This window comes from Bradyrhizobium sp. 157, assembly GCF_023073815.1.
GTDB lineage: Bacteria > Pseudomonadota > Alphaproteobacteria > Rhizobiales > Xanthobacteraceae > Bradyrhizobium.
In genome coordinates this window covers 1-22,791 of the sequence record NZ_JADPKF010000019.1, presented here as the reverse complement: position 1 = coordinate 22,791, position 22,791 = coordinate 1, and the positions used below count along the sequence as shown (strand labels likewise).

At 57.8% G+C, this 22,791-nt stretch carries 21 protein-coding genes and 7 pseudogenes; 17 read left to right on the top strand and 11 right to left on the bottom strand.

The genetic code is table 11. The features are described 5' to 3' along the window. The first annotated feature begins 2 nt into the window (after nt 1–2). The 11 genes and pseudogenes from IVA95_RS04055 (at nt 3) to IVA95_RS04005 (ending at nt 5,863) form a co-directional block, all read left to right on the top strand. On the top strand, nt 3–227 hold the full coding sequence (locus IVA95_RS04055; protein ID WP_247509326.1) for a 4Fe-4S binding protein: 225 nt from the start codon (nt 3–5) through the stop codon (nt 225–227). A gap of 14 nt (nt 228–241) precedes the next feature. Next, complete coding sequence (locus tag IVA95_RS04050) at nt 242–535, top strand: iron-sulfur cluster assembly accessory protein (protein WP_247509325.1); 294 nt, start codon at nt 242–244, stop codon at nt 533–535. A 41-nt stretch (nt 536–576) separates the two neighbouring features. Further along, nucleotides 577–1,105 (top strand): annotated as a pseudogene (locus IVA95_RS04045) (hypothetical protein). After that, nucleotides 1,102–1,722 (top strand): 4Fe4S-binding leucine-rich repeat protein, encoded by a 621-nt coding sequence (locus tag IVA95_RS04040; RefSeq protein WP_247509324.1) that lies wholly within the window; start codon nt 1,102–1,104, stop codon nt 1,720–1,722. Before IVA95_RS04045 ends, IVA95_RS04040 begins: the two are co-directional and overlap by 4 nt. Nucleotides 1,723–1,724: 2 nt before the next feature. Then, nucleotides 1,725–2,045, top strand: a complete 321-nt coding sequence (locus tag IVA95_RS04035; protein WP_247509323.1) for a nitrogen fixation protein NifZ — start codon at nt 1,725–1,727, stop codon at nt 2,043–2,045. Beyond that, on the top strand, nt 2,042–2,281 hold the full coding sequence (locus IVA95_RS04030; RefSeq protein WP_247509322.1) for a nitrogen fixation protein NifZ: 240 nt from the start codon (nt 2,042–2,044) through the stop codon (nt 2,279–2,281). Before IVA95_RS04035 ends, IVA95_RS04030 begins: the two co-directional genes overlap by 4 nt. Before the next feature lie 13 nt (nt 2,282–2,294). Then, nucleotides 2,295–2,654: a DUF3024 domain-containing protein gene (locus IVA95_RS04025; protein WP_247509321.1), complete on the top strand. Its 360-nt coding sequence runs from the start codon at nt 2,295–2,297 to the stop codon at nt 2,652–2,654. Nucleotides 2,655–2,688: 34 nt separating this feature from the next. Then, nucleotides 2,689–2,952 carry a hypothetical protein gene (locus tag IVA95_RS04020; protein WP_247509320.1) on the top strand — a complete coding sequence of 88 codons (264 nt, stop codon included), beginning with the start codon at nt 2,689–2,691 and terminating at the stop codon, nt 2,950–2,952. A gap of 2 nt (nt 2,953–2,954) precedes the next feature. Further along, nucleotides 2,955–4,143 (top strand): annotated as a pseudogene (locus tag IVA95_RS04015) (DegT/DnrJ/EryC1/StrS family aminotransferase). Nucleotides 4,144–4,724: 581 nt separating this feature from the next. Continuing rightward, nucleotides 4,725–5,174: a Rieske 2Fe-2S domain-containing protein gene (locus IVA95_RS04010; protein WP_247509392.1), complete on the top strand. Its 450-nt coding sequence runs from the start codon at nt 4,725–4,727 to the stop codon at nt 5,172–5,174. A 485-nt stretch (nt 5,175–5,659) separates the two neighbouring features. Beyond that, nucleotides 5,660–5,863, top strand: a complete 204-nt coding sequence (locus IVA95_RS04005) for a cold-shock protein (protein WP_247509319.1) — start codon at nt 5,660–5,662, stop codon at nt 5,861–5,863. 92 nt (nt 5,864–5,955) lie between these two features. On the opposite strand, the pseudogene IVA95_RS04000 reads toward IVA95_RS04005, so the two are convergent. Together IVA95_RS04000 and IVA95_RS03995 are read right to left on the bottom strand one after the other, a co-directional pair. Further along, nucleotides 5,956–6,705: pseudogene (locus tag IVA95_RS04000) on the bottom strand (IS5 family transposase). Between the two features lie 82 nt (nt 6,706–6,787). After that, nucleotides 6,788–7,018, bottom strand: coding sequence for a DUF3551 domain-containing protein (locus IVA95_RS03995; protein ID WP_247509318.1), 231 nt, complete (start codon nt 7,016–7,018; stop codon nt 6,788–6,790). 814 nt (nt 7,019–7,832) lie between these two features. On the opposite strand from IVA95_RS03995, the gene IVA95_RS03990 reads away from it, so the two are divergent. From IVA95_RS03990 to IVA95_RS03975, 3 genes and pseudogenes are all read left to right on the top strand, one after another. Beyond that, entirely contained in the window at nt 7,833–8,120 is a 288-nt protein-coding gene (locus IVA95_RS03990) for a hypothetical protein (RefSeq protein WP_247509317.1), read from the top strand. A gap of 760 nt (nt 8,121–8,880) precedes the next feature. Beyond that, complete coding sequence (locus IVA95_RS03980) at nt 8,881–9,306, top strand: hypothetical protein (RefSeq protein ID WP_247509315.1); 426 nt, start codon at nt 8,881–8,883, stop codon at nt 9,304–9,306. Nucleotides 9,307–10,186: 880 nt separating this feature from the next. Further along, nucleotides 10,187–11,146 (top strand): annotated as a pseudogene (locus IVA95_RS03975) (IS1595 family transposase). A gap of 975 nt (nt 11,147–12,121) precedes the next feature. Here the strand turns inward: IVA95_RS03975 and IVA95_RS03970 are convergent. From IVA95_RS03970 to IVA95_RS03935, 8 genes and pseudogenes are all read right to left on the bottom strand, one after another. Next, the gene (locus IVA95_RS03970) at nt 12,122–12,295 is read right to left on the bottom strand and encodes a hypothetical protein (protein ID WP_247509314.1); all 174 of its coding nucleotides are present in this window, start codon (nt 12,293–12,295) and stop codon (nt 12,122–12,124) included. A gap of 582 nt (nt 12,296–12,877) precedes the next feature. Next, entirely contained in the window at nt 12,878–13,063 is a 186-nt protein-coding gene (locus IVA95_RS38715; protein ID WP_256470148.1) for a tyrosine-type recombinase/integrase, read from the bottom strand. 719 nt (nt 13,064–13,782) lie between these two features. Further along, complete coding sequence (locus IVA95_RS03960) at nt 13,783–14,937, bottom strand: Fic family protein (RefSeq protein WP_247509313.1); 1,155 nt, start codon at nt 14,935–14,937, stop codon at nt 13,783–13,785. A 255-nt stretch (nt 14,938–15,192) separates the two neighbouring features. Continuing rightward, nucleotides 15,193–15,918 (bottom strand): ThiF family adenylyltransferase, encoded by a 726-nt coding sequence (locus tag IVA95_RS03955; protein ID WP_247509391.1) that lies wholly within the window; start codon nt 15,916–15,918, stop codon nt 15,193–15,195. Then, nucleotides 15,857–16,213, bottom strand: a complete 357-nt coding sequence (locus tag IVA95_RS03950; RefSeq protein WP_247509397.1) for a hypothetical protein — start codon at nt 16,211–16,213, stop codon at nt 15,857–15,859. The genes IVA95_RS03955 and IVA95_RS03950 overlap by 62 nt, the downstream gene beginning before the upstream one ends. A 484-nt stretch (nt 16,214–16,697) precedes the next feature. Continuing rightward, entirely contained in the window at nt 16,698–16,982 is a 285-nt protein-coding gene (locus IVA95_RS03945; RefSeq protein WP_247509312.1) for a hypothetical protein, read from the bottom strand. Between the two features lie 603 nt (nt 16,983–17,585). Then, nucleotides 17,586–18,041: a hypothetical protein gene (locus tag IVA95_RS03940; RefSeq protein ID WP_247509311.1), complete on the bottom strand. Its 456-nt coding sequence runs from the start codon at nt 18,039–18,041 to the stop codon at nt 17,586–17,588. A 125-nt stretch (nt 18,042–18,166) separates the two neighbouring features. After that, nucleotides 18,167–18,393 (bottom strand): annotated as a pseudogene (locus IVA95_RS03935) (chorismate-binding protein); the annotation flags it as partial. A 411-nt stretch (nt 18,394–18,804) separates the two neighbouring features. On the opposite strand from IVA95_RS03935, the pseudogene IVA95_RS03930 reads away from it, so the two are divergent. The 3 genes and pseudogenes from IVA95_RS03930 to IVA95_RS03920 all read left to right on the top strand — a co-directional run. Beyond that, nucleotides 18,805–18,986 (top strand): annotated as a pseudogene (locus tag IVA95_RS03930) (aminotransferase class V-fold PLP-dependent enzyme); the annotation flags it as partial. 204 nt (nt 18,987–19,190) lie between these two features. Beyond that, nucleotides 19,191–20,618 (top strand): MATE family efflux transporter, encoded by a 1,428-nt coding sequence (locus tag IVA95_RS03925; protein WP_247509310.1) that lies wholly within the window; start codon nt 19,191–19,193, stop codon nt 20,616–20,618. 897 nt (nt 20,619–21,515) lie between these two features. Continuing rightward, a pseudogene (locus tag IVA95_RS03920) lies at nt 21,516–21,786 on the top strand (transposase); the annotation flags it as partial. Between the two features lie 2 nt (nt 21,787–21,788). Here IVA95_RS03920 and IVA95_RS03915 read toward each other — a convergent pair. Continuing rightward, on the bottom strand, nt 21,789–22,791 hold a 1,003-nt coding region (locus IVA95_RS03915; protein WP_247509309.1), incomplete at its 5' end, for a transposase.

Genomic DNA, 22,791 nt, shown 5'->3' with positions numbered 1-22,791 from the left:
CGATGCCGTTCAAGATCATCGCCTCACAATGCACGGGCTGCTCGGCTTGCGAACTCGAATGCCCGAATGTTGCAATCTCGGAGAAGGGCGGGACGTTCGTGATTGAGCCTAAGAAATGCACCGAATGCATCGGCCATTTCGACGAGCCGCAATGCGTGGCGGTCTGTCCGGTCGACAATACCTGTGTGCTCGATCCCTCATTGCCGCGCTATCAGGCGCGGGCATAAGGGAGTAAGGGATCGTGAATTCCACGCTGACGCCGGCTGCGGAAAAATTCATGAGTTTTGAGGTGCGCGCCCATTGCGCCGCTGAAACCGGCTTCCGGCTCGCCGTTACGGCCTGCGGTTGCTCGGGATTGTCGGTCGATATCAGTGTTGCGCGGGCACCGGAGTCCGGTGAGCAAGTCGGCGAACGCAACGACCTAAACTCTCTCTATGCCGGGGGCAGGCCGCTGGTCGGCGGTGTGACGATTGTCTCAACCGATACCGCTGCGCAGACCGGCCTGATCTTCCCCGAAGCAGGTGTGCTGCTCTAGCAAGGCCACAAAGGCCGCCCATTCGAAGAGGAAAGCTGCCGATGGACCTGGACGTAGCAGGCAATCCGCTTTCCGGGAGCGCGAGGGCACTGATCGCGCACACGCTTCTCGGCAAAGGCCTGCCGCGCGAAGCCGAGGATCATATGTGGCAGGCCGGGCTCTCCTATCACCTGGACGCGATCGCAGAAAAGCACCTGCACCAAGCGCAGGCGCTGGCACCGGGCCACGCCGCCGTCCTGATCGGCCTTCACCGTTTCTATTTCTACAAGGGCCGATTGTCGGAGGCGCTGGAGATCGCCAGGCGTTACATCACCCAGGCCGCGCTTGAAAACGGACTCTCGTACGATTGGAGGCAGGTCAAAGCGGCCGATGCCGCGTTCGGCAGCTACGAAAGCATCCTGCCGCGCTTCTATCTGTTTTCGCTGAACGGGCTATGCCTACTTGCAGATGCGCCTCGGCAATCTGGACGAAGGGCGCGTGGCCACGAAAAAGCTGCTCGAACTCGACCCGACCGACAAGATCGGTGTCAGGCTCCTTCTGGACGTGCTGAAGCGGATAGGGCAACGATGACGGATGACATCGACGAGGCCCGCGACTGCCAGGGCCATGAGGTCAATTGCAGCGCCTGCACTCATCTGTCGCTGAAGAAAACGGGCGGCTGCCGGCTGATGCATGCCTGTGTCAACGACCATTATCCCGGGCACAACGACCGTTTTTTCAACTGGAGTCCCGCGCTCGCCAATGCCTACACTGCGCATCCGCATTTCGAGGTGCGAGCCATCGCGGCCAAGCACGTCAATCTCTTTCTATTGCTACCGCTGCTAGATGGCGCCGAAGAAGCCGTGCGCGCGAATGCAGCGCGGCGACTGCTCAAGAGCAATATCCTGACGCTGCGCAACGATTCGCATCGCGAGGTGAAGATAGTGGTCGCGACTCTGCTCGATGGTGAGGAATTGGTGCCGATGCTGTCTGACCAGAACTATTGCGTCCGCCAGATCGTGGCTCGCCGCGCAGCGACTGTCGCCGAAGTTCCTGCCGCTCTGCGGTGCGATCCCGATTGGCGTGTCCGCCGGGAAGTGGTGACCCGCGTTGCGGCTTTTGAGTTGGCTCGTCTCACCGAAAATGAGGACAGTATGGTGCAGGAGGTCGCGCGTGGCCGTCTGGCCTGCAAGTCCGCAAGGAGGTGATAATGAGCAACATCGTCCGCGACAGTGATGTAGTCGAGCTAACTGGGCCACCGTTCTTCAACCTTGGCGAAAAGGTACGGGCCAAGCGCACCATTCGCAACGACGGCACCTATGCCGGCAAGGAGATCGGCGATATCCTGGCCAAGAAAGGCGAGGTGGGTTACGTCGTCTCCATCGGGACGTTCCTGCAGCAATTCTATATCTATGGCGTCGAGTTTCTTGAAAGCGGCCACCGCGTCGGCATGAAGCGCAAGGAGCTCGATCTGGTGGAAGCGCGCGACGAACCCGACTACCTGCCGTTGCCGGAAGAGATCGCGTCATGATCGAGCCGCGCCTCCCGAAATATCAATGGGGCCAGCGAGTTAAAGCCGCTGTCGACCTCGTTAACGATGGCTCCTTTCCCTATGCGCCGGCTAACGGGCTCTTGGTGGGCGCCGGCGGCATCGGCGAGATCGTGAAGGTCGGCATGCAAACCGAAGCGAACTTGCCGATTTATGTTGTCGAGTTTGGTGAGCGGCTGGTCGTCGGTTGTCTTGAAGAAGAGATCACAATGCTTTGAGGGGGCTTTCGCGATGAACGCCGCGGTGATGAGAAAGGTAGTGAACGGACTTATCGCTCATCCGAACGAGCTCGATCGCAAGCGGATCGAGCGTGGCTTGAGCTCGCGCAAACGCTATCGTTATGTCTCGCCGAATGTGAAACCGGTACGGAGTGGCTATCTCATCGAGAGTCCCTGCTGCTCGGGCAATATCGACAAAGATGGCGGCTTGATTGAAGTAGCGCTGATCCATCATGACTCGAGGAGCGCGACATGGAAGCTGTTTCGTAAAGATCACATGCGGGGGCTCTGGGAGTTTTACAGCATCTACCAGCGGCTGACCGCAGCGATCGACGAATTGAACACAGATCCGGAGCGGGTGTTCTGGCAATAACGTTGCTTTTGGAACTAATCATATAGGAGTCGCGATGGCGCTCGGCACCGACGAACTTATCGAAATCGAACGGCTGCTTGCGGCAGCTGATGCCGATGCAAGCGCGTTCGCCGAGGTGCGGCGCCGCTTTCCACAGCTCGCCTGCACGCGCTGTGACGCGTCCGACATGACGGAGCCGCCGTTCCGCAGTTTTCCACGATTCGACCTGCATCTGATCGATGGCTCCGCTCATTGTGTGCAGATCACCGCCGATCTAGCGCGCGCGACTGGCATCGTGCTGGCGGCAAGGAGTACTTGACGATGACTAGCGTTGCTCTCGCAAAGGATCACGATGCGAACGCGGTCAACGCGGACGTATCTTTCATTCGGATGTCCGATCCGGATGTCACCTTCGCCGAGCTCTCTGCCGTGGAAACGCTGCTGTGTTCGCCGCGGGTCTCGAACGGGCCGGTGACTGAAACCTTCGAGAAAGCCTTTGCCGCCTATCTCGGCCGGAAATATGCCGTTGCCGTCCCGAGCGGCACCATCGGGCTTCTGCTTGCGCTAAAGGCCCTCGGCATCGGGCCGGGGCAGGATGTGATCGCCTCACCGTATTCGTTTCGCGAGACGGTGCATGCTATCAGTCTCACGGGCGCGCGCACCGTATTTGCCGACGTCGACTATTGGTCGGGAGCATTGGTTCCGGCGAAGGTCGAAGAGCGGATCGCGGCCAACACACGGGCGATTGTTGCCGGCATTCCCAATGGCAATCCGGCGCCATGGTCGGAGCTGCGCGCGATCGCGCAGCGCCATCAGCTGATGCTACTGGAGGATTCCACCGAGGCGATCGGATCGAGATACAAGGGCGAACTCGTCGGCCGCTTTGGCGATATCGCCGTGTTCGACTTTGCCCAGCCTCTGGCCCTGACCTGCGGCGAGGGCGGCATGGTGGTGACCGACGATATCGACATTGCCGTTGGCTTGCTTCGCCATCGCGCGCATCGGCTGGATAACCGCTCCTCCGTCGTCGTCAGTAGCGCAGCGCCTTACCAGGCCGGCATGAGCGATCTTACATGGCCTTGCGCAGCTGAAGCGCCTCGATGAAATCCTGGAGCGGCGCCGGCTCATCGAGCAGCTCTACAATCCACATATCCAATCATTCGAGGGCATCAAGCCGCCCTATATCGGTCCCGATGTGACCGAGGTGAACTGGTTCCTCTATCTCGTCCATCTTGGAACGCGCTTCACGCGCTCCAGCCGTGACGCCATTGTCGATGATCTGCGCATTGAGCATGTCGAGGCCGCCGCCTATTGCCATCCGATGCATTTGCAGCGTCACTATTTTGAGATTGGCTATCGATATGGTGATTTACTGGTCACGGAAAAGATCGCCGATCGTGCCGTGGCGCTGCCGTTTCACACCCATCTCACCGACAACCAGATCGAGTTCATTGTGGAGACGATGAAGGACGCGTCCATCAATATAGGCGCGGGCGCAGCCATCTATTAGAGCCCCGGCGCCCTCATTACGCGCAAAAGGAGGAGCGAATGTCGAAAGTCAGAATCTTGCCGTATGGCAAAATGATCGAGGTCATTGAGGCCACGTCACTCTTGGCGGCGGCGCTGGGCCCCGAGATTGCCCTTCAACAGTCATGCAAGGACAGGCCAAATTCGGACTCCTGCCATTCTTGGTCCAGCAAGGCCGCAAGGGAACCCGCGCAAAGAGAATGAGAAAGCTCAACGATCGTGGACGTTGGCTCTAAGTTTCGGCACGCCGGCCCTGCAAGGTGCTCGGATCAGGAAACATGATCATTGAGCTCTTGGGGCTTCGGCTCGGGTTTTTTCAAGCTTGACCTTAGCGGGTGGGAAGGCACAAAGATCCCTAACAAATCATTGTTCTTCGAACGGGAGTGGTCGAGCTTCCGGCCGGAGCCCGGCAGAGCTGTTGCCGTACCATCGGCATGATTTTGTCAGCGAAAGCGCAGGCGATGCCTATCGGCCGCTATCTAATGATCACGGCGTGTCTCGGCTGACCCGGGTCGCAATCCATACATTCGCGACGATAGCATGACCAAAGAAAGTATCCGCGATATGGCCAGCCAAGAGATCGTGGTCTTCGCCGTCTGTCCCGCCGAGGCCATCGAGCCGGGTGACGCTAAGGGTTTCAGCCTGTCGCGGATCGATGACAGCGGCGAGAGCCGGCCGTTTCCGATTGTCGTGGTGCGGACCTTCTGCAACGACTATCTCGGTTATGTCAACCGCTGCCCGCATGACGGCGTCTGGCTCAACATCGGCTCCGGCAAGTTTTTCTCGCCGGACCGCTCCTTTCTCAGATGTGGCCGGCACGGGGCGACCTTCGAGATCGGCAGCGGGTTTTGCATCGATGGCCCCTGCAATAGGAAAGCCCTTGAGCCGGTCGCGCTGGCCGTGATCGGCGGCGACGTCTGCCTGTGCGGTGTGAAGCTGGTAGAGGAAAATCGGTTTCCCGATCCGTTCGAGGATAGTGACGATACCATGGACATCATGATTCATCCGGATTAACGGGCATTATTTCATGATCATGCGCTCCGTTAAGAAGAACTGTCAGGTCGCAATCTTTTATTTCACCAGGATTGTCCGTGCATCTCGCGCGGACCTTTCGATCGATTCCTCGAATTGCGTGCCGGATCATCCGGATCGTTCAAGCGGCCGATTCCCCCACAACGGCAATGTTGGAGACCGCGCGGAGCCGAACTCAGCGATAGGAATCGCTTTTTTGACAGAGCCGACGACGAGTGGCAGGCTCGACCAGTATGACAACTCAAGCAATGGGCTGCGGGTGGCCGGCCCGACGCTGAGCAAGACTATGCGGAGTCCGGCATCGGCGACTATGACGGCCTGACCGAGCAAGTCGGTCCGCAAGACTTCCATCAGGCGGGCCTGGGTTGAAGGAAACAAGCCCGCCGGTTCACGCCGGCGGGGTTTGCCTTGCCGGGGATTGCGTTACCGCTGTAGGATGCGGCTCTTACTTCACGGGAGAACGGATAGTGGCGACAGGTACGGTAAAGTGGTTTAACGCGACTAAGGGATATGGGTTTATTCAACCTGACAACGGCGGCAAGGATGTCTTCGTGCACATCTCGGCCGTTGAAAAAGCGGGCCTGAGCAACCTTAATGAGGGCGCCAAGGTGAGCTACGAAGAAATGAGCACCCGGGGCAAAACGTCTGCGGAAAATCTAAGGGTCGGATGAGTTCAAGCCCGCCGGTCCGACCGGCGGGCTCTCAATGCGCGCATCTCCCATCTGGTCTGCGCCAGATCCCGCAGCCTAAGGTCTGTTGAGATTCACCTGGAATGGATGACGGCGGTAGCGAGGTAGATCATCGCTTCGAAGCTGCCGTCTGTCTTGTCGCATCGCATCGCTATGCGTTTGAATTCCTTCAGCTTGCCGAAGAAATTCTCGATCAGGTGGCGCCATTTGTAAATGTCCTTGTCGATGTTGAGAGGCTGGGCGCCTTTGATGCTGCGAGATGACGATCTTGGCCTTGCGTGCGTTCAGGTCTTCGATGATCCAGTTGGAATCAAAAGCCTTGTCGGCGATCAAGCCGCCGAATTCGATGTCTTTGATCAGAGGCGCGACGCCGACTGTGTCAAAGCGATGGCGAGGGAGCAGGATGAACCGCACCAAGTTCCCAAGCGCGTCGGTCAGCGCGAGGATTTTGGTGGTCCAGCCGCCCTTCGATTTGCCGATGGCCTGATTTTTGGTCCCCCTTTTGCTCCCTGCCCCTGACGATGAACTTTGACGATTGTCGCGTGGACCATCGCAAACTCCATGTCTGGATCATCCGATACAGCATCGAAAATCCGCTTGAAAACGCCGGCCTTCACCCAATCACAATAGCGCTTGAACACCGTATTCCAGTTGCCGAACGTCGGCGGCAGATCCCTCCATGGGCTGCCCGTGCGCGCGATCCAAAGCACAGCTTCGAGAAACAAACGGTTGTCACCCCCTGTGCGGCCGGGGTTCGTGGCCTTGCCCAAACAAAGCGACTCCATCTTCGCCCACTGGGCGTCCGTCAAAACGAATCGGTGCATGCCAAGCTCCTTTCGGAGCTTGAATCACGGACATTCCAATCTGTGAATACTGAATCTCAACAGACCCTAGTACGGAGACCATTCATCGCGATAGGCGCGGTCGCCGCGCGAAGGCGTAGGCCGGGTTGATGCCGCAATAGGCGTCAGTACCTGAAGCACTTGCCACGCACTGTCCGCGGGTTGCGAATTGGCAATTGCCTGGGTAGCCCCAGATCCGTCTCTGCAAGCAGTAGCGATCATACGGTCCGCTCGGGGAGACGTCGCTATGGCGATACTGCCGTGCGGTCGCAGGCGAGCTCGAAACCGCCAACACTAAAATTAGGCTAGCCTATGCAATGGCGAAAAGCAGGCGGGTCATCTTCATCTCCTGAAGTTCGGTTCTCGTCGGCGAATTTGTTCTTGTCCCTCACTCAGACCGGCTGGCCTCAGCTCGACTCACTGGTTGCACGTCGGCTTGCCCCGAGGCCGAGCCAATCTCGATTTCTTCGAAGAATTTCAGCTCGAAGTAAGAAAATTCGCCCGATATATGCGGTACCAAGCAGAAGTTGGCTAGTTTTCTTCTTTTATGACGAGGTAAGTTTTTGTTTGTGCGCGGTACCCGGTCGAGAGCCCGGGTCCGGTCGGCCGGATGAAGGCTCAAGCTGAATGAGCGCACGCAGCAACAGCTTTCTCAACAGCTTTCTGTCGGATGCGAGCGCGACGTTGCTCGGGATGCTGCACATGAGAGTCTAACTTTGCGCCCGCCGCCCTTACCTGCGGTAAGATTGGCGGATCACTACGATCCTGGAGCCGAAGTTCACCTGTGTACGCACAGTGAGTCAGCGACTCCGGAGTTCCACTCCCAGGGTGGGCCCAAAGAAGATGAAGATGTACGATTGCCGCAAACGGTTTGAGTGTCGCCCAGCAGCGACAAGCTGCGCCGCATGTGGCGGAAAGTTTGGCCCGATCAGGTACTACTCATGGCGGGCGGCGCTGTGCTTCAAGAAGCGCCTGGACCACTTCAGGGCACGCCGGGAACGAGACCGCCGCTGGCTGTTTCGATTTGAGGCGGTGGGCCATGCAGCAGCACCTCAAGGGCGGCAACAAGATCGATCTGGAGCTGCAAGAACTGTTCGACAGTGTGCTCGATGAAGAGGTACTATTTTGATATCCGCGACGGCAGCCAATTCATCCACGATGATGAAGGTGTGGAGCTGCCGAACATCGAGTCTGCGCGGCAAGAGGCGACCACTGCGCTCTCGGAGATGGCCCGCGAATGGGTCAGAGGCGGGCCGCAGCACCGCATGGCAGTTGAAGTTCGCGATGATCATGGCCCTATCTTGGAGGCGAGCCTTGGCTTCGTGATCAAAGATGAAACAGCGCGCGACGTGAAAGCCATCGATTGGGATCGAAATGCAATTTTGGACGCCGGTTGACCGCTGAAATCGCGGGCAATCAGGGCGTTTTCATACAACCAAGACCCACAGCAGAGATCAGCTGATTGTGAGGGTGGTCCACGCGGAAGAGCCAACAGGCTCTGGTCCGAGGTGGTAGCGAATCTCAGCTGGCCTTGTCTCTGTCTAGTTGGTCAGGTGCACCAGCATGGCCTCACAGGCCTGCTCGGCTTCGGCGAACGTCTTAAAGGGTGATCCGCCCACCCTGCTGGCCGGCCTGTTGAGGTTGATGGGGCGCCAAGAAGCTACAAAGCCCGGCTGTCCGTGGAGGCCAGGACCGCTCCTACTCTCATTGCTGATGACGAATGAGAAGTCGCGCTCGCACGCGCTCCAAATCTCTAGCTCCTCTGTCACGGGAGCAATGCGGCTGAAGTGCAGGGCCATTCCACCGATCCAGCGAGTGTCTAAACGACCCCAGCAAATTGTCGCCAGCATTGCAAGAAGGCGGCCCACACAAAAGACAAAGGTTGCGGGTGACTGGCTGCAAATGGCCGAAGACGCTGAGGCCCGGAAGGGGCGACAAATTCGAGCTGAGGCACCACCGTAGTCACCGTAATAGACTAGGACCCAGTGAGGCCGGACTGACGCACTAATGACGCATTTCCCCCAGGGTAATCTTTTGTCGCCGCTGCATCGCGCCCAATTCTGACAAAAATCACTCACAGCCAAATGGCCGCTCCGGGGATCCGAAGTGAGAGATCGGCGTTATTGATCCCGCTAACCACCCTGGAGAAGTGCGAAGATGTTTCAATCATACTTGAAGGTGTTTCAATCATCCTTAAAGGTGCGTGCTAATCACTACTTCAAGGTGCGGTCGGCAGGCCGAGACTGCAAAACTGATCGCGCTCGCGCTACACGCATTTTTCGGTCGATAGAGGATGCGCTGGAGGGGGCAAAGGCTGAGCAAGCTGGCCTGAAATCACGTATCGATGATGCCTTAGCCCGCGCCGCAGTAACGTTGGGCAATGATTCCGATGAGTACCTAACGCGCGACCCGCAGGACAATCATTATCAGAATTTGCTCGGCACTGAGATCGCAGAAGGGCAGCGGCGATTGAACGAGTTAGGAGTGGCGATCGGGCACATCAAGTTTTTGAAGACCGCGCTTGTTACAAGGTTTCCCGACTTTGACTTTGAACACAACACTTCCCGCGCGAAAGAAGCGTAATCCGTGGTAGGACGATTCATGATCGGCACAACGCGCTTTTGGCACCTGCAAGTGCGGTGCCTGACTTTACTGCGAGGTTGCCACGGCGAGGCAGACTTTTTGGGTGCACCGCATCGCCCTTAGCTTTGCGCGCGTGCCACCTCCACGCAATGACGAAGGACCGCCCGATCAAGGCAACGAGGCCGGTGGATCATTGCACACCCCCCGGTCGCCCTGAACGGATAGCGGAAGGACGTGTTGCGCATCAGCGCCTGCGCCAGGCTATCACGCTGGAGAACGAGCGCACGGCAAAAAAGGGGAACACGGTCGATAACAGGAGAGCGCGGTTCGCGAATGTCTTTGACTCGTCGAGCGATTAGCGGCCAGCCTTGCGACTGATGCTGCCGGGCCTCCAGCATCCTTGATCTGCCGCTACTGGAATTTCAATGAACGCAGGCGCTGCATAGCGGCAGTTTGGACTGACGTGTGAATGGCCTGGGAAAACCCATTGGCAATTCGTTTTCTATTTTGACGAGGGCAGCTTCAGCGGTAGCGGCGACAGCTTCGATTGACTCCTGTACCAGCTTTTTCGGTACGCCTGCCGCTTCCCCCGTCTGCACGAAATGCCTGCCTTGCACTCGGCAATCCGGTAGTGGTTGTTTGTTCCGACCGACATTGCGAGTTCCATCTGCTTGCGCTGAATTTGGCCGGTGTCGAGACTGGGCTGCGCGGTGATTACGTCGTACACCCGCGATACGCCGCGGCGAGTTGCCAGGATGTTCGTTGAGGAAGTGCTGCGCGGCCGTTACGACGCGGCGCCGATCCCGAATTCGAAAACGGCATATTATAACCTTGACAAAGCAAGCGACCATAGGTAGGGTTCCAACATTGGAGCAACCCTATGACCGACCTTCTCAAGAACCCGATCTTCCAAGACGAAACCGCAGCCCGCGAGTGGCTTGAAACCCGCGTCTGGGCGAACGGTCGGGTTTGCCCGCATTGCGGCAACGCAGACCAAGAGAAGATCACCAAGCTTGAAGGCAAGGCGCACCGTCCCGGCGTGTACCAGTGCAATGAACCTGCGTGCCGTCAGCAGTTCACCGTCACTGTGAACACGGTATTTGAGCGCTCCAAAATCCCGCTGACCAAGTGGCTTGCTGCGCTGTTCCTTATGACCGCCTCCAAGAAAGGCATTAGCGCCTATCAGGTGCATCGTATGCTCGGTATCAGCTACAAATCGACGTGGTTCTTGATGCATCGCTTGCGTGAAGCAATGCGTGTTGGTGGCTTGCAGCCGCCGATGGGCGAGAATGGCGGCGCGGTAGAAGCCGACGAAACTTACATTGGCCGCTTGAAAGGCGTTGCCAAGAAACGCGCTGGCGCGGCCCATAAAACACTGTGCTTTCGTTGCTTGATCGTCAGACCGGCAAAGTCCGCAGCTTTCATGTTGCCATGGCTTCCGTTGACGAAGTTGCGCCCATCGTTCGCGCCAACATTTCCAAGGAAGCGCACCTGATGACAGACCAAGCGAAGATTTACAAAAAGCTTGGCACTGAGTTTGCGCGCCACGATACGGTCAACCACCAAGAAGACGAATACGTTCGCCGCGAGGGTGAGACCGTCATCACGACGAAGACCATCGAAAGCTACTTCTCAGTTTTCAAGCGCGGCATGCGCGGCACCTATCAGCACTGCGCTGAGAAGCATCTGCACCGTTATCTGGCGGAGTTCGATTTCCGCCACAACAACCGCGTTGCCCTCGGCGTCAACGATACCGACCGCGCCAACGAACTCGCCAAGGGGCATCGTTGGCAAGCGCCTGACCTATCGACGGCCTAACAGCAAAAACGTTCAAGCTTAAGGCGCTGCGCTTCCTGCGCTGGCGCTCAAAGCTGGCGAAACCCAAGCCGAAATTCGTCAAATACTGGCGGACAAGTTAAAGTCCGTGTGGACTCTCGCGCGCGGAAAGCTAATATTTCAGCCGGGGGTTATTCTATACCTTCTCTGGGGCTGGGGATGCGCAAAAGCCATGCATGCTTGCGGCGTCCATTTCGCATTCCAAGCAACAAACAACCCCATTTGAGTAGAGCCAGAATGCGTGACTGCCGCACCGGCATTGCCACACGTCCGGCTCTGCACGTCTATGTGCCGCAAAATTTATTATTCCCATTGGAGAAACCCATGAGTTCTAAAGACAAGGAACCGAAGAAAACCGTCCGGCGCGATTCCGAGGATGGGCAATTTGTCACGAAGCGATACGCGGAGACCCATCCAAGGACTACGGAGACCGAACGCGTTAGGGTAAGACCCCCGTCGCCACCTAAGAAGCCGAGTAGGTAATCAGAAGCCCGGCCTACTTGCCGGGCTTCTTTCTGGTTTGGATTTCGTAGCCGTAGCCCAAGCCGCGATTCGTTAAATACTGGCGAACGCGCTGACCTGTTCACAGGTGTGCACAGACCGGGAACGGATTCGGGAGTCCGCGCCCTCCGTGGTAGAAATACGAATCGGCGCACCCGATTCGCGCCTTCTCCGCCCTTCACCCGGCAGCCCTGTTTAGGGCCACGGGGCACAAGGGTGCCTCGGGCACCGGGACCATTCCCGGCATGGAGAAGTGCAATGAAACTGTGGTGTCCGACAAACCAACCCGTCGCGGTACGCGAGTATCGTCGTTTCAGGTTTGGAAAATGGGAAACTGTTCGCGAACATTGTCGGGGCTTGCCCCGCTTTTAGCGAAACAAGCCCCTAACAACTGTCTCTGCCAAGACTGCCTCCCCTTCGGGGGAGGCTTTTTTGTAGTGAGACTAGACACTACGATTCGTATTGATTCTGTAAAGAGTCAGATCATCTCTTTTGCAGTTTTAGGCTTCTTTGTGGCGCGGCGCTTCTGTGTTGCCGTCTTCTTTGAAACTCGATGCTGCGGCGGGCTTTTCGCCACCACCTTCACGGCGCGCTCAAAGCGCTGCATCGCGTCGGGGTGAAACTCAATTTCCCTCTCTGGGGCTTTTGCCATGTTAGCTCATCTGAACTTATGACCGTTACCAAACTGGATGCCGCTCGGAGACACCTTTCTACAGCAATTCGGCTTTGGTTTGCAGATGGCGACCCCGTATCAATACATACCCTTAGCTACGCTGCTTACGAAGTCATTCACGTCCTGAGCAGACAGGCAAACAGGCAAGACAAGCTGATTTTCGATAGTGATTCGATCATACTCGCGGACTCCAGGTCGTTTCTCACAGAATCGGTAAGTAGTTCCGTTTGTCCGGGCGCGCCATCCCAGAAGTTGCCGGGGCGGCCTCTGAACTACCCATAGTGATTTGCTTTGTCAAGGTTATAATGTGCGCTAGAATGCATAAAATGAGGTTATCGGAGCTGGCGCATAACGGGGGCTGCCGGGCTCTTGGCGGGCTGGGTCGACGGCGCCACGGCTGGCGGGCGGCCATACAAAGAAGGAAATTGTCCCACCTGGCAGAGAAGGACTTGAATCTATGAGGTTATAAGTTCCTAGCGAGCGCCATCCTTCAATCTGATCTGATTTTCCTGAAGAATTCGCCGGAAATTGTCCCACTCGCCGTTGGGGGGACAATGATGTTCACTTTCTGAGCTTTTCCATTCCGGAGTCGGCGAGCCTGCGGCGCTGCGCGGCGCGTGTGTAGCGCTCGACCTCTTCAAGACTCTGGTGGCCAGTGATCGCCATGATCTCGTGCGCGGTTGCGCCGCGTTCGGCAAGACGGGCAGGCGCCGCCTTGCGCAGATCATGTGCCGAGCAGTGGGGCAGATCGGCCTGACGGCACTAGTCCTTGAACTTGTTGCCAAAGCCGTTTGCCGTGTGCGCCTTGCCGAACTCGGTCACGAGATAGGAGAGATGTTGTGAGGCAACCGCATCAAGGCTGCGCTACAGATAAAACGATTATTGGGGATTTCATTCAGCGCGTCCCACAGTGCACTACGCCTAGCCGCCCTCTAATCTTGAACCCGTATTCGCGAGCCAGCATTTTGCGAAGCAATGCGTGCGACAACGTCGCGAGACCTGCATCGATCTCAATTCCATGCACGCTGCGCTTTGCAGGCGTTTTCCACCGAACAACCACGCTCAATACTCTTACTAACCAGATGGCGTACGATAGGTGTGATAAACGATCCGCCGCCGCAGGCTGGGTCCAATACTATTTTATGGTCAAATCGACCCAGTATGTGTGCGCGGGCTTCCATCACAGGCCTGCGACAGAACAGGAGGTGTGAAATAAGCTGAGAGTTGCTGCCGTTTCTTTTCGCCGATGAGCAACGAGTATGCGCTTGCTATGGGACGTAGTCGCGCTCGTCGGGCTCTGCCGTTGCAAAGTCATGAGCATCTTCTCCAGCAAAGAGAGCTGCTCATTTTCGGTCGCCAATTTTCCGCAAAAAGCAAATTGCGCCACCATGTTTGGCAAGTATCTTTTTCCGTTCTCTACGTATGTATGCAAAAAAATCCTTCGTCATGTCGCTTTAACTTAACGCTTATCCCGGAAATAGCCCCGGCATCCAGCGGGACGCGAGGCGAGCAGGGAAGGCAAGATAGAGCGGCGCGCGCGGGCTTTCGGAGGTCAGCACTTCGGCATCAAGCAAGGCCGATGTGACCCTGCGGGCACTGCGCTCGCTTGTTTGCAGCAGCGTTGTGACATCGCCGCGTGGCAACTCACCCCGGAATAAAAGCGCTTCCAGCACCGCACCGGATTTTTGGGGCAGGCGGTTGGCGCGCGTTTCTTCTTCGGCCCAGATCAGGATGCGGTTGCGCAGCTGATCAGGCTGCACGAGGCCTTGCATGAAGGCTACCTGATCGATGCAGGTCTGAAGGAAGAAGATCGCGAATTCCGCCAACGCTTCTTCACTCAGCGTGCCGCGTCCGTCGAGATCATTGCGGCGCTGCATGTCGCACGCAGTAAGGTGTTGCTTGTAGGCCGCCTCGTTGCGGGCAAGGCCGCGCGCAATCGACCATATGCCGCCGGTATCGAGCGTTTCCCGCTGCATGGCATAGGACATGAGCCGGGCGACACGGCCATTGCCGTCAAGGAACGGGTGAATCCAGAGCAGGCGGTGGTGAGCGCAGGCCGAGGCAATGATCGCGTCGGTCTTGCCGAGCTTTGCGTAGGCTTCTTCGCAGCGCGTCAGGAAGCGTGGGAGCGCGCCAGGACTGACCGGCACATGGCGGCCTACCGCCACGTCGCGGTCGCGCAGTTTGCCGGCGATGACCTGGATGCGTTCCTTGGTGTCTGGATTTTCGACCCAGAGCAGTTCTTCGGGAAGCAGCTCGCAGAAGCGGCGGTGAACTTCGATGATGCCTTCCTGCGTTGTGGCGCGCCCGTTCAGGCCTCCTTCATCGATCCACTCCTGCACAGCGATATGGGCGATAGCTTCCTTCTGCAGGTCGCGTTTCTTGGGATCGGCGCTATAGTCGTTGTTGAGGGCGCGTTCGATGTCGACCGGATGCGTATCGTGGCCCTCGATCAGGTTGCTGTAGTAGCAATTCATCGAGCGCACCAACTTGGCCAGCGAGGTGATGACGCCGTTCGGCAGGCTGTGCTTGAAAGCGGCTGACTTTGCCGCCAGCTCTACCGTCAAGTCTGCGAGCTGGGTCCGGCGGCTGGAACTCTCCGATACCAGCATCGGTTCCATCAGGCCGGTGCTCTCGCCCCGGTGTGGGACCGCTGATTTGGCCGGTTCTTTGTCCTGTTTTATGACGCTCATTTTACAACGATAGCAGCAACTTACGCCATGTTCCAGACCTTCTTATGGACCTAATATTGGCCGGATGATTGGCCGCTTTGGCATTCTCCGCATGCGATGCGGCGAATATGGCGCTATTCTCAGCATAAGTCGCGCTGAAGATCATCATCTTGCGCCCGCGTGGGCAAGGCCCACAGAGCTGCACTACCGCACCTTCTTCAGCCGCTGCTCACGAAGCTGCGGCATGCGCAGGAAACGCTCGGCATCGGCATCTTCCGGCTTGCCGCGAATGGCGGTGCAATAATAGCAGTCCGGCTTCGGCTTCGCCGTAGTGAGTTTGGGTACGTGGCCGTAGTAGTTGATAAGGCGCTGCGGCTCTCTCATACCGGTGACTGCGACCATGAACTCGGTTGCGGCGAGCGCGGCGACGACGCCATTGATGGGGGACACTGAAGGCCCGGTCTCGCGCAGCGCATCTACCGGCACGCCATAGATCGCGGCGCGGCCCGCCTTCTCGGTGTCCGTGCTCAGATATGCCTCGACATCGCGAGGATCGAGCACGTCGAGGCAGTGCAGGCAGCCGCCGCCCTGCCACGCGACGCAGATGCGCCCGCCGTATACGCCTGCTTCCGGCACGTCTGATGCGATATCGACATAGTCCTTTGCATAGGCCGCGCAGAGCTCGTTCAGGATTGATCGCGGGCCATCCTCATCAAAGCAGCCAAACACCCAATCGGCCTGACTCACGGCAGCGAACGCTTCCTTGCTAATCAGGCTTGCCCTCACCGGCGTGACGCGAATGGTGGGATCGATCTCGCGCACGAGACGCGCGGCCAGTTCGATTTTCGGACTGCCAGGCACAGGATCGTCATGTCTTGCGCCGACGAAGCGGTTGCGATTCGTTTCGTCCTGCTCCTCGTCGTCGACCAGCGTGATGCCGCCGACGCCGGGACAGGTAAAGCATCCCTGAAATCACACCTCTTTCTTTGGCGCGGATATCGGCCATGACGACTGTGTTGTTGGCGGTCTGGAATACGGCGTAGCCGGCAGTGATGATGAGCGGGCCTACCTGACCTAGGGCCGGTACCAGCAAGCGCTCACGTCGGTATGTCGTCCGATCATTTTCACGTCTATGGCGAAATTGCTGCCGGCGTTTGAGGTCGAATTTCGAGAAGCCTTCGCACGGCGTGATCCCAAGATTGTCTATCCCGATTACTTTGAACATCTTCCTAATTCGGTTCTTGAAGGCGAACGGGCTCCAGGTCGACCTAGCGGGACTCCGTAAGTGGCAAGTAGCGGACGCGTCGCGACTGCGCTGAACGTGTCCGGTCCCGGGCGGATTGTGTTGCAAACCTCGAAAGTTACTGGCCGACGAATTTCTCGCGAAAATAGAAGCGGGAAGCAATCGCCCATCGTATACCCGCCATCGTCGATCGCGCCGCGATAATCAGAACGATCCCCGCGAAAGTCGGACAAAGAAGATGCCAGGGCGACAACAGTGGAATGCAAAGCTGCTGATTCCAGCCGCTGCCGATATGGCGGCGCATTGCCCAGAAGGCTCAATTCGCAAAAATGACATTCGCTGTCTGACCAAGACCAGAAAAGCGCCTTTCGTGGAGCAATTCTACAGCGACCATACCTATCATCTGACGAGGCCCAGGACACCATCCATTCCATATCTGCTCCTATCAATCGGGTTTCACACTGCGTTATTTAGCCTTTCTGGAAAATGCCGCTTTTACAAACGAAAGTGAACGGTTGCGCAGCTCCCTCAGGTAACCCTCCGGATCTTCATTAAGTGTTGGAAAATGGAGGAGAGACTGCTTGGGAGTTTGGTGGGGAGTTGAATGGCTCTCCGTCTCGTCTTGAAATGTGCCCTTCAGTGCGGTCTTTCCCTCGACCAGCATGATGTACTCAGAAAGGTGGGGATGCTGTTCGTTGCTCAGCTGCTGAAAAACATCCCGCGGCATAGGGTCATCGACGTCTTTTCCCAACAATGCCTGCAGCTAGTTGTTGTTCGCTGCAGCTTGCCGAGCGCAGAGGGATATGTGCCTTCCCAAATATCGCCGCCTGAGTGGCGTTCAAATCCAGTAGAAATTTCTGGACAAATCGCTGCTGTTTTACGGTCAGCCGCCAGGCGGCGAGACGTGGCACGCGAATAGTTGTCGCACAAACAACTACTGCATTTCCCTACATGGGAATGGACGGGATGGGCGGATTCATCAAGCCCGCGGAGGGTACGCGCGGGGCAATTGCTCCGGCCATGCACTACGAATCGTGTATCCGGTGACCTGTCGCATTACTTCGCCGGCAATGTACTGACAGCCCATCACAATGTGGCCGGTTTCAACTCGTCCAGGCTGGTCGGCGGAATACGATTCTCAACGTAGCGGGGAAGGGTCGCAATCATTTGCGAGACGCGGTCGCTATCGAACGCGCTGTGCTGCTCCTTGAATTGGCTCGCCGCCGCTCCGAGGTCGTGTCCGTGTCGCCTATATTCCTTTTCCGTGGCACCGTCAGCCAAGAGACCGCCTTTAATTGAACGTTCGGCTCCGATTAAGGCTGATTGGTTGCGCCTCTAAAGTCGAAGGCGGCGCTCAAGGTAGCGGCGACAGCCTGGAGTTGGACGGCCGCAAGCCAGAAGAGCTCAAGTGCGGTGTCGGGTGGACGTTTATAGCTGCGAGGTGTCCCAGAAAAATCCATGGTGTCCGAAAACTGATCCAAAAGCCCTGATAGTCAGCGGGTCTGATAGCCAACCACGCGAGCTGGTTTTTCGTTAAGTCGGTCAGAGTGAACGGATCAAGCTTCACCGTTCCGTACGCAAACGGAATGTAGATGCGGGCGAATACATCACGGAATATAAAGATGCCGCCGTGCACCCCGCCCATCCCTAGATCCTTCTGGCGATACTTGGAGGAGTGGACGGAAAGGATTTCGGCGACCATCGGATGAGCCCCGCTACCGAATAGGACGTATCCACCGTAGCCGAGGTTCTTCATCACCTTGGAGGTGACTCGCAGGCCGCGCTGATTGGGAGCCGCTCCCTCATCCAAAGCTTCGTCGTCGGCCGCGATGACAAGGTCGCGGAGATCTCTTTCGAAATTGCTGACGTGCTCATCTGTGGTCTTTTGAGTTCTTAGTCAGTGGCACACATTGTCGATTTCCATAATAATTTTCATCGCACCTTTGGCAAACCCGTACTGGAGCCGCCGGGAAAGCATCCTCGAAGTAAGGGAACGATGACTTGTCTCCTGCAAGGTCACTCGTAACGATCGAGACGAGGTGGTGCACTGAGGCATAGGATACGAGGTGGCACAACGCTGGAAGCTCGACCGAATGCGGAGCGCAAACGCGTGAGAGATCGTTACGCAGGAGGTCGACAATCATAATGTTCTCAGCACGGTCGAGCGCGCGCTGCAGGAGCCCGATGGCAGTACTTATTTCAATGCCATTCGATGCGAAAGTTCAGTTTAGCTGATTCTGCGTTGGTGAGCTCGGGGAGGATGTCATATCGATCTTGTCGACGTCCGTCTGTTGGGATTCCTGCGGTGCAAAATGCCGAATTTCTGCGCGCTTTGGGCGCGTCTCTGACGCCGATTGTGGGATTTGCGACATGCCGTTGGGCCCAGGACACGTCCGATTGAGCAAATAGCCTTTACAAATCAAGCTCTCGCAGCTGGCACAAGCCTTGAAAAGGAGATGTCACCCAGCATCGGATGCTGAAGGAATCGCAGTTGATGGCTCATAAGATTGTCGCCTCTCAGTTCACGTATGCGTCGCGTACGAATTCGGCTGCCCCAACGCCACTATCCGTCTCAGTGCGCGCTCGCGCACGATTTCGCCACCGTGATCGACCACGACGCGATCGCGGTTCGCGCCGGCACCGATCGCGCGATGCCGATGACCGACCGTTTCGGCGTGCCAGCTACCTGCCGCGTCTTCTTTGCGCCAACACGCGCCAAAAAGTCGATGCGCTGGCGGAGGCACTGATCAAGGCCTCATCAGCCTGCGAGCAGGCCGCCAGACCCCAAGGTCAATGGCAATCCAAGCCGATGGCGCGCCTTGTCTGTGACGCGGAGCTGCTCAAGGGGTGCGCGTGAGTCCGCATCGGCAGGCTATCGCGAATTCAGGGCGGGGAAGAGCGTCTTCTCGGTGGAACAAACGTCGTTTGCGGCCGAGGCAAACCGAACAGCATGATTTCCATGGACAAAATAGCCGAAACAAAACCGGTATCAGCTTTGCGGCACGGAATGACGAGACGGACGGCTGGCCATCACCTCACTATCGAGCTCAGCGAAACTGCGAAGCTCGCGTGGCCGATGGTGTTGACCCAGCTTGCGCAGGTCGCGATGATGACGACAGATCTTGCCTTTATCGGGCACATCGGGCCTGAGGCGCTCGCCGCGGCCGCGCTGGCCGTCACGCTCTATCTCGTCAGCTTCACCTTCGGCGCGGGCCTGCTGGCGCCGATCGCACCTTTGGCGGCGCAGGCGTATGGGGCCGCGAAGGTTGCTATGGTACGGCGCGCGGTGCGCACGGGGCTGTGGGCGGCGCTGATGCTATCGTTCCCGATCATAGCGTTTGCGTTTCGCGGAGAGCAAATACTGCTCGCTTTCGGTCAGGCCCCAGACGCGGCGCGGCTCGCCCAGCAATATCTGTTCGGACTGGCCTTGGGCGTGGTGCCGGCGTTATGGCTTCAGGTCATCCGTAACTTCATGGGCGCGGTCAACCGGCCGGAGCCGATCTTGTGGATCACGCTGGCGGCCATCCCCCTCAACGCCCTTCTCGTGTATCTGCTGGTCTATGGGAAGCTCGGGCTGCCGCGACTTGAGCTGTTCGGGGCGGCGCTTGCGAGCACGCTGGTGAACTGTGCGATGTTCCTGGCCGGTTTGTGGTTCGCCACAATGCGTCGCCCTTTCCGTGACTACCACGTGCTTGCAGATCTCTGGCAATTCGATTGGCCCTTCTTGCGACAGCTGATCGTGATCGGAACTCCGATCTCAATCGCCTCCCTCATGCAGTACGGAGTTTTGTCGGCTGCCGCGCTCCTGGCAGGCCTGATCAGCACAAGCGCACTCGCTGCTCATCAAATCGCGCTTCAGATCACCGTGATTATATCCATGATCCCTTTCGGCATCAGCATGGCGGCGGCCGTGCGCGTTGGCCATGCAGTCGGCCGCAACGACGGTCCCGGCATCAAGCGGGCAGGCCTGGTCGCGATGCTGCTCGGTATCGTAATCGCTGCATTGCTGACGGTTGCGGTGATCGCCGCGCGTTTTGAGATCGCCGAGGTATTTCTGGACAAATCGGCCGGAGATGCCGACGCGACGATCGGACTGACTACAAAGCTCCTTATGGTCGCCGCGAGCTTTTTTGTCACTGATGCCGCGCAGAGCATTGCGGCGGGTGGTCTGCGGGGACTGAAGGACACTCGGGTGCCGCTTCTATTCGTCGGTATTGCTTATTGGCTGATCGGCTTCTCACTTGGCTACGTGCTTGGTCTGAAGATCGGGCTTGGCGCGATTGGTATCTGGATTGGCTTGTCAATCGGGACAGCCATCTACGCGGGGCTCCTCGTCCTGCGTTTCCAACTGCTGGCGAGCAGGCTTGCCCTCAGAGCCGTCACTTGATCCGTAAATCACAGTTATTGGCGAGCGAGAATCCAGTAATGCGAGGCTACTTAAGGGTTCGCTCCGCCTTCCCGTTCGATTCGGAAGACGATGCTGCTGTCGGGTAATCTCATCATTTTGGCTAAGCTTACTTGTCACACGCATCGATCCTGTTCCAATCTCATTGTGGCCGCGCTGACTTTGAATCGTGGTTTCTATTGGATCACCGATTGCCGCTTCCTCTGGCCCACCGGTACACAGTGGATTTATGATCTCGCCCTCATAGTGCGAAGACGGCGCGAGCAGATGCTGGTCTGCTATCCGCATTATCGATCCTCGAAGTATATTTGCGATCAGCCCGGCATTCGTGTCGGGTTTTTCGGCATCTTAGTTCGTGTTCTTGGTCGGCCAATTGACAGACGGACATCCAAATACGTTCATTGTCTGGCCGCTCTGAAGTGGATCGGCTGATGTAAGGTTCTATTTCGATTTCCACGATGCTAGTGGCATCCTTAGAGACGACGCTGGCGAGGAACTGCCAAGCACTACCATCGCATGGAAGGAAGCGCTCGGTCGATCAAGCAGTTAAGGACTTGACGTACCGAGGGTCAGAGGGATGCATTGTGGTCGAGGTCCACAACGGTGAAGGGCCTAATCCTCAGGGTCTCGGCAGTCGTCGAAACGACCCTTCTCGAAAAGTAAGACACCCCTCGTTTGCAGGCTCACAGGAGGCTTGTTCGTTAAGCGGCCTACACGATCTCGATTGCGGGTTCTTGGCCCGGACCAAGCACATCCGAATCGAATGGCCTAATCCGGCGCTCGACTACCCCAGACACAACCAACAGAGCCGGGTCCGCAAATTTGAACAGGTCGATGAGTGGAGTTTCTGCCTGGCAGCGGGCACGCTAGTGCCTGCGAATCAGGAGCGACGATGAGCAGACGAGCACGCGCCGGAACCACTCACCGGCCTTCAAGACGAAGGTGGCGCTTGCCGCCGTCAAGGGCGGCGGACGATAGCCCAGCTTGCCGAGCAGTTCGAGTGCACCCCAATCAGATTACGGCGTGGAAGGCGCAGCTGGAGGGTGGCGCTTCCGGAGTTTTTGGACGTGGGAGCGCTGTGCCGGCCACGCCTGCGACCGATGTGAAGTCGCTGCATGCCAAGACCGGGGAGCTGACGCTGGAGAATGATTCCTAAGAAACGGCAGCACCTACTTTCGGCTCCAAGGGCTGGAGAACAAAGCCGAATGCCTTGGCACGCCGATGCAAATTGTTGAGCACTCGCGTCCGGTAACGCGTCTCGTAGGACGAGGCCCCGGGATCGACATAGTCCATTCCGTATCTCACAGCATTGTAGAACAGAACTGCGATCTTGCGGGCCGTGGCGGTCACGGCCTTGGCCTTGCCGATGCGCGCTGAGAGCCGTCTATAAAAGGCGCCGAGCGCGGTGTCTGTACGACCCACGGTCACGGCAGCAAGGCGCAGAAGTGCCGCCGCCCGGCCGCCGGATCGGCGCGTTCGGGACGAGAGCATTTTGCCGCCGGAGACCTTGTTGCTCGGCGCCAGTCCCAGCCAGGAGGTAAAATGCTTTGCACTTGGCCACGAGGAGAGGTCGTCGCCGCATTCAGCGATCAGCTTCAGCGAGAGGTAAGGACCGAGGCCGTCGATCGTGGTGATGTCCTTTCCGAGCAACGCGAACAGCGCCTCGCGGACGTCGAAAGCTAGAGCGTTCACCTGATCGGTTCGATTCCGACGCCGCGAGGCCCGCGGCGCTGATCCATGGCAATGACCGCGATGGATGCTGAGTTCCTTCAACACGGCTTCGATCCGGGCGTCGCAGGCAGATGCCTTCTCGTGGTAGACGTCGTAAAGCGCAAGTGCCTGCTCGAGCGCAAACAGATGCTCGGCGCGGTAGCTTCCGGTGAGCGCCTTCGCGATCGTCTTGGCGCTGGAGTGGCAACTGTAATGGTGCAAGCACGCCAGCGCCTCAGGATCGCGCTCGCCGGCAAGAATCGCGCGTATGATACGCAGGCCGGTCGCGCCGGTGATGTCGGCGACGACGTGGTGCAGCTGAAGATACGTCTCCGTCAAGGCCTTCTGCATATGCTGGATGTGTGAGGCCGCGTACTCCAGCAGACGCTCGCGCTGACGCACGTAGGCTCGCAGCTCGGCAATCTGCCCTTTGGGCCGAAAGCTG

What these genes read in the sequence shown, in the direction of transcription:
- IVA95_RS03990 (WP_247509317.1), top strand. Translation starts at nt 7,833, where the DNA reads ATGAAGAGGTACTATTTTGATATCCGCGACGGCAGCCAATTCATCCAC.
- IVA95_RS03950 (WP_247509397.1), bottom strand. Translation starts at nt 16,213, where the DNA reads ATGTTCAAAGTAATCGGGATAGACAATCTTGGGATCACGCCGTGCGAA.
- IVA95_RS04010 (WP_247509392.1), top strand. Translation starts at nt 4,725, where the DNA reads ATGGCCAGCCAAGAGATCGTGGTCTTCGCCGTCTGTCCCGCCGAGGCC.
- IVA95_RS04035 (WP_247509323.1), top strand. Translation starts at nt 1,725, where the DNA reads ATGAGCAACATCGTCCGCGACAGTGATGTAGTCGAGCTAACTGGGCCA.
- IVA95_RS03980 (WP_247509315.1), top strand. Translation starts at nt 8,881, where the DNA reads ATGTTTCAATCATACTTGAAGGTGTTTCAATCATCCTTAAAGGTGCGT.
- IVA95_RS03960 (WP_247509313.1), bottom strand. Translation starts at nt 14,937, where the DNA reads ATGGAACCGATGCTGGTATCGGAGAGTTCCAGCCGCCGGACCCAGCTC.
- IVA95_RS03970 (WP_247509314.1), bottom strand. Translation starts at nt 12,295, where the DNA reads ATGGCAAAAGCCCCAGAGAGGGAAATTGAGTTTCACCCCGACGCGATG.
- IVA95_RS04040 (WP_247509324.1), top strand. Translation starts at nt 1,102, where the DNA reads ATGACGGATGACATCGACGAGGCCCGCGACTGCCAGGGCCATGAGGTC.
- IVA95_RS04055 (WP_247509326.1), top strand. Translation starts at nt 3, where the DNA reads ATGCCGTTCAAGATCATCGCCTCACAATGCACGGGCTGCTCGGCTTGC.
- IVA95_RS03925 (WP_247509310.1), top strand. Translation starts at nt 19,191, where the DNA reads ATGGACAAAATAGCCGAAACAAAACCGGTATCAGCTTTGCGGCACGGA.
- IVA95_RS04030 (WP_247509322.1), top strand. Translation starts at nt 2,042, where the DNA reads ATGATCGAGCCGCGCCTCCCGAAATATCAATGGGGCCAGCGAGTTAAA.
- IVA95_RS04020 (WP_247509320.1), top strand. Translation starts at nt 2,689, where the DNA reads ATGGCGCTCGGCACCGACGAACTTATCGAAATCGAACGGCTGCTTGCG.
- IVA95_RS04025 (WP_247509321.1), top strand. Translation starts at nt 2,295, where the DNA reads ATGAACGCCGCGGTGATGAGAAAGGTAGTGAACGGACTTATCGCTCAT.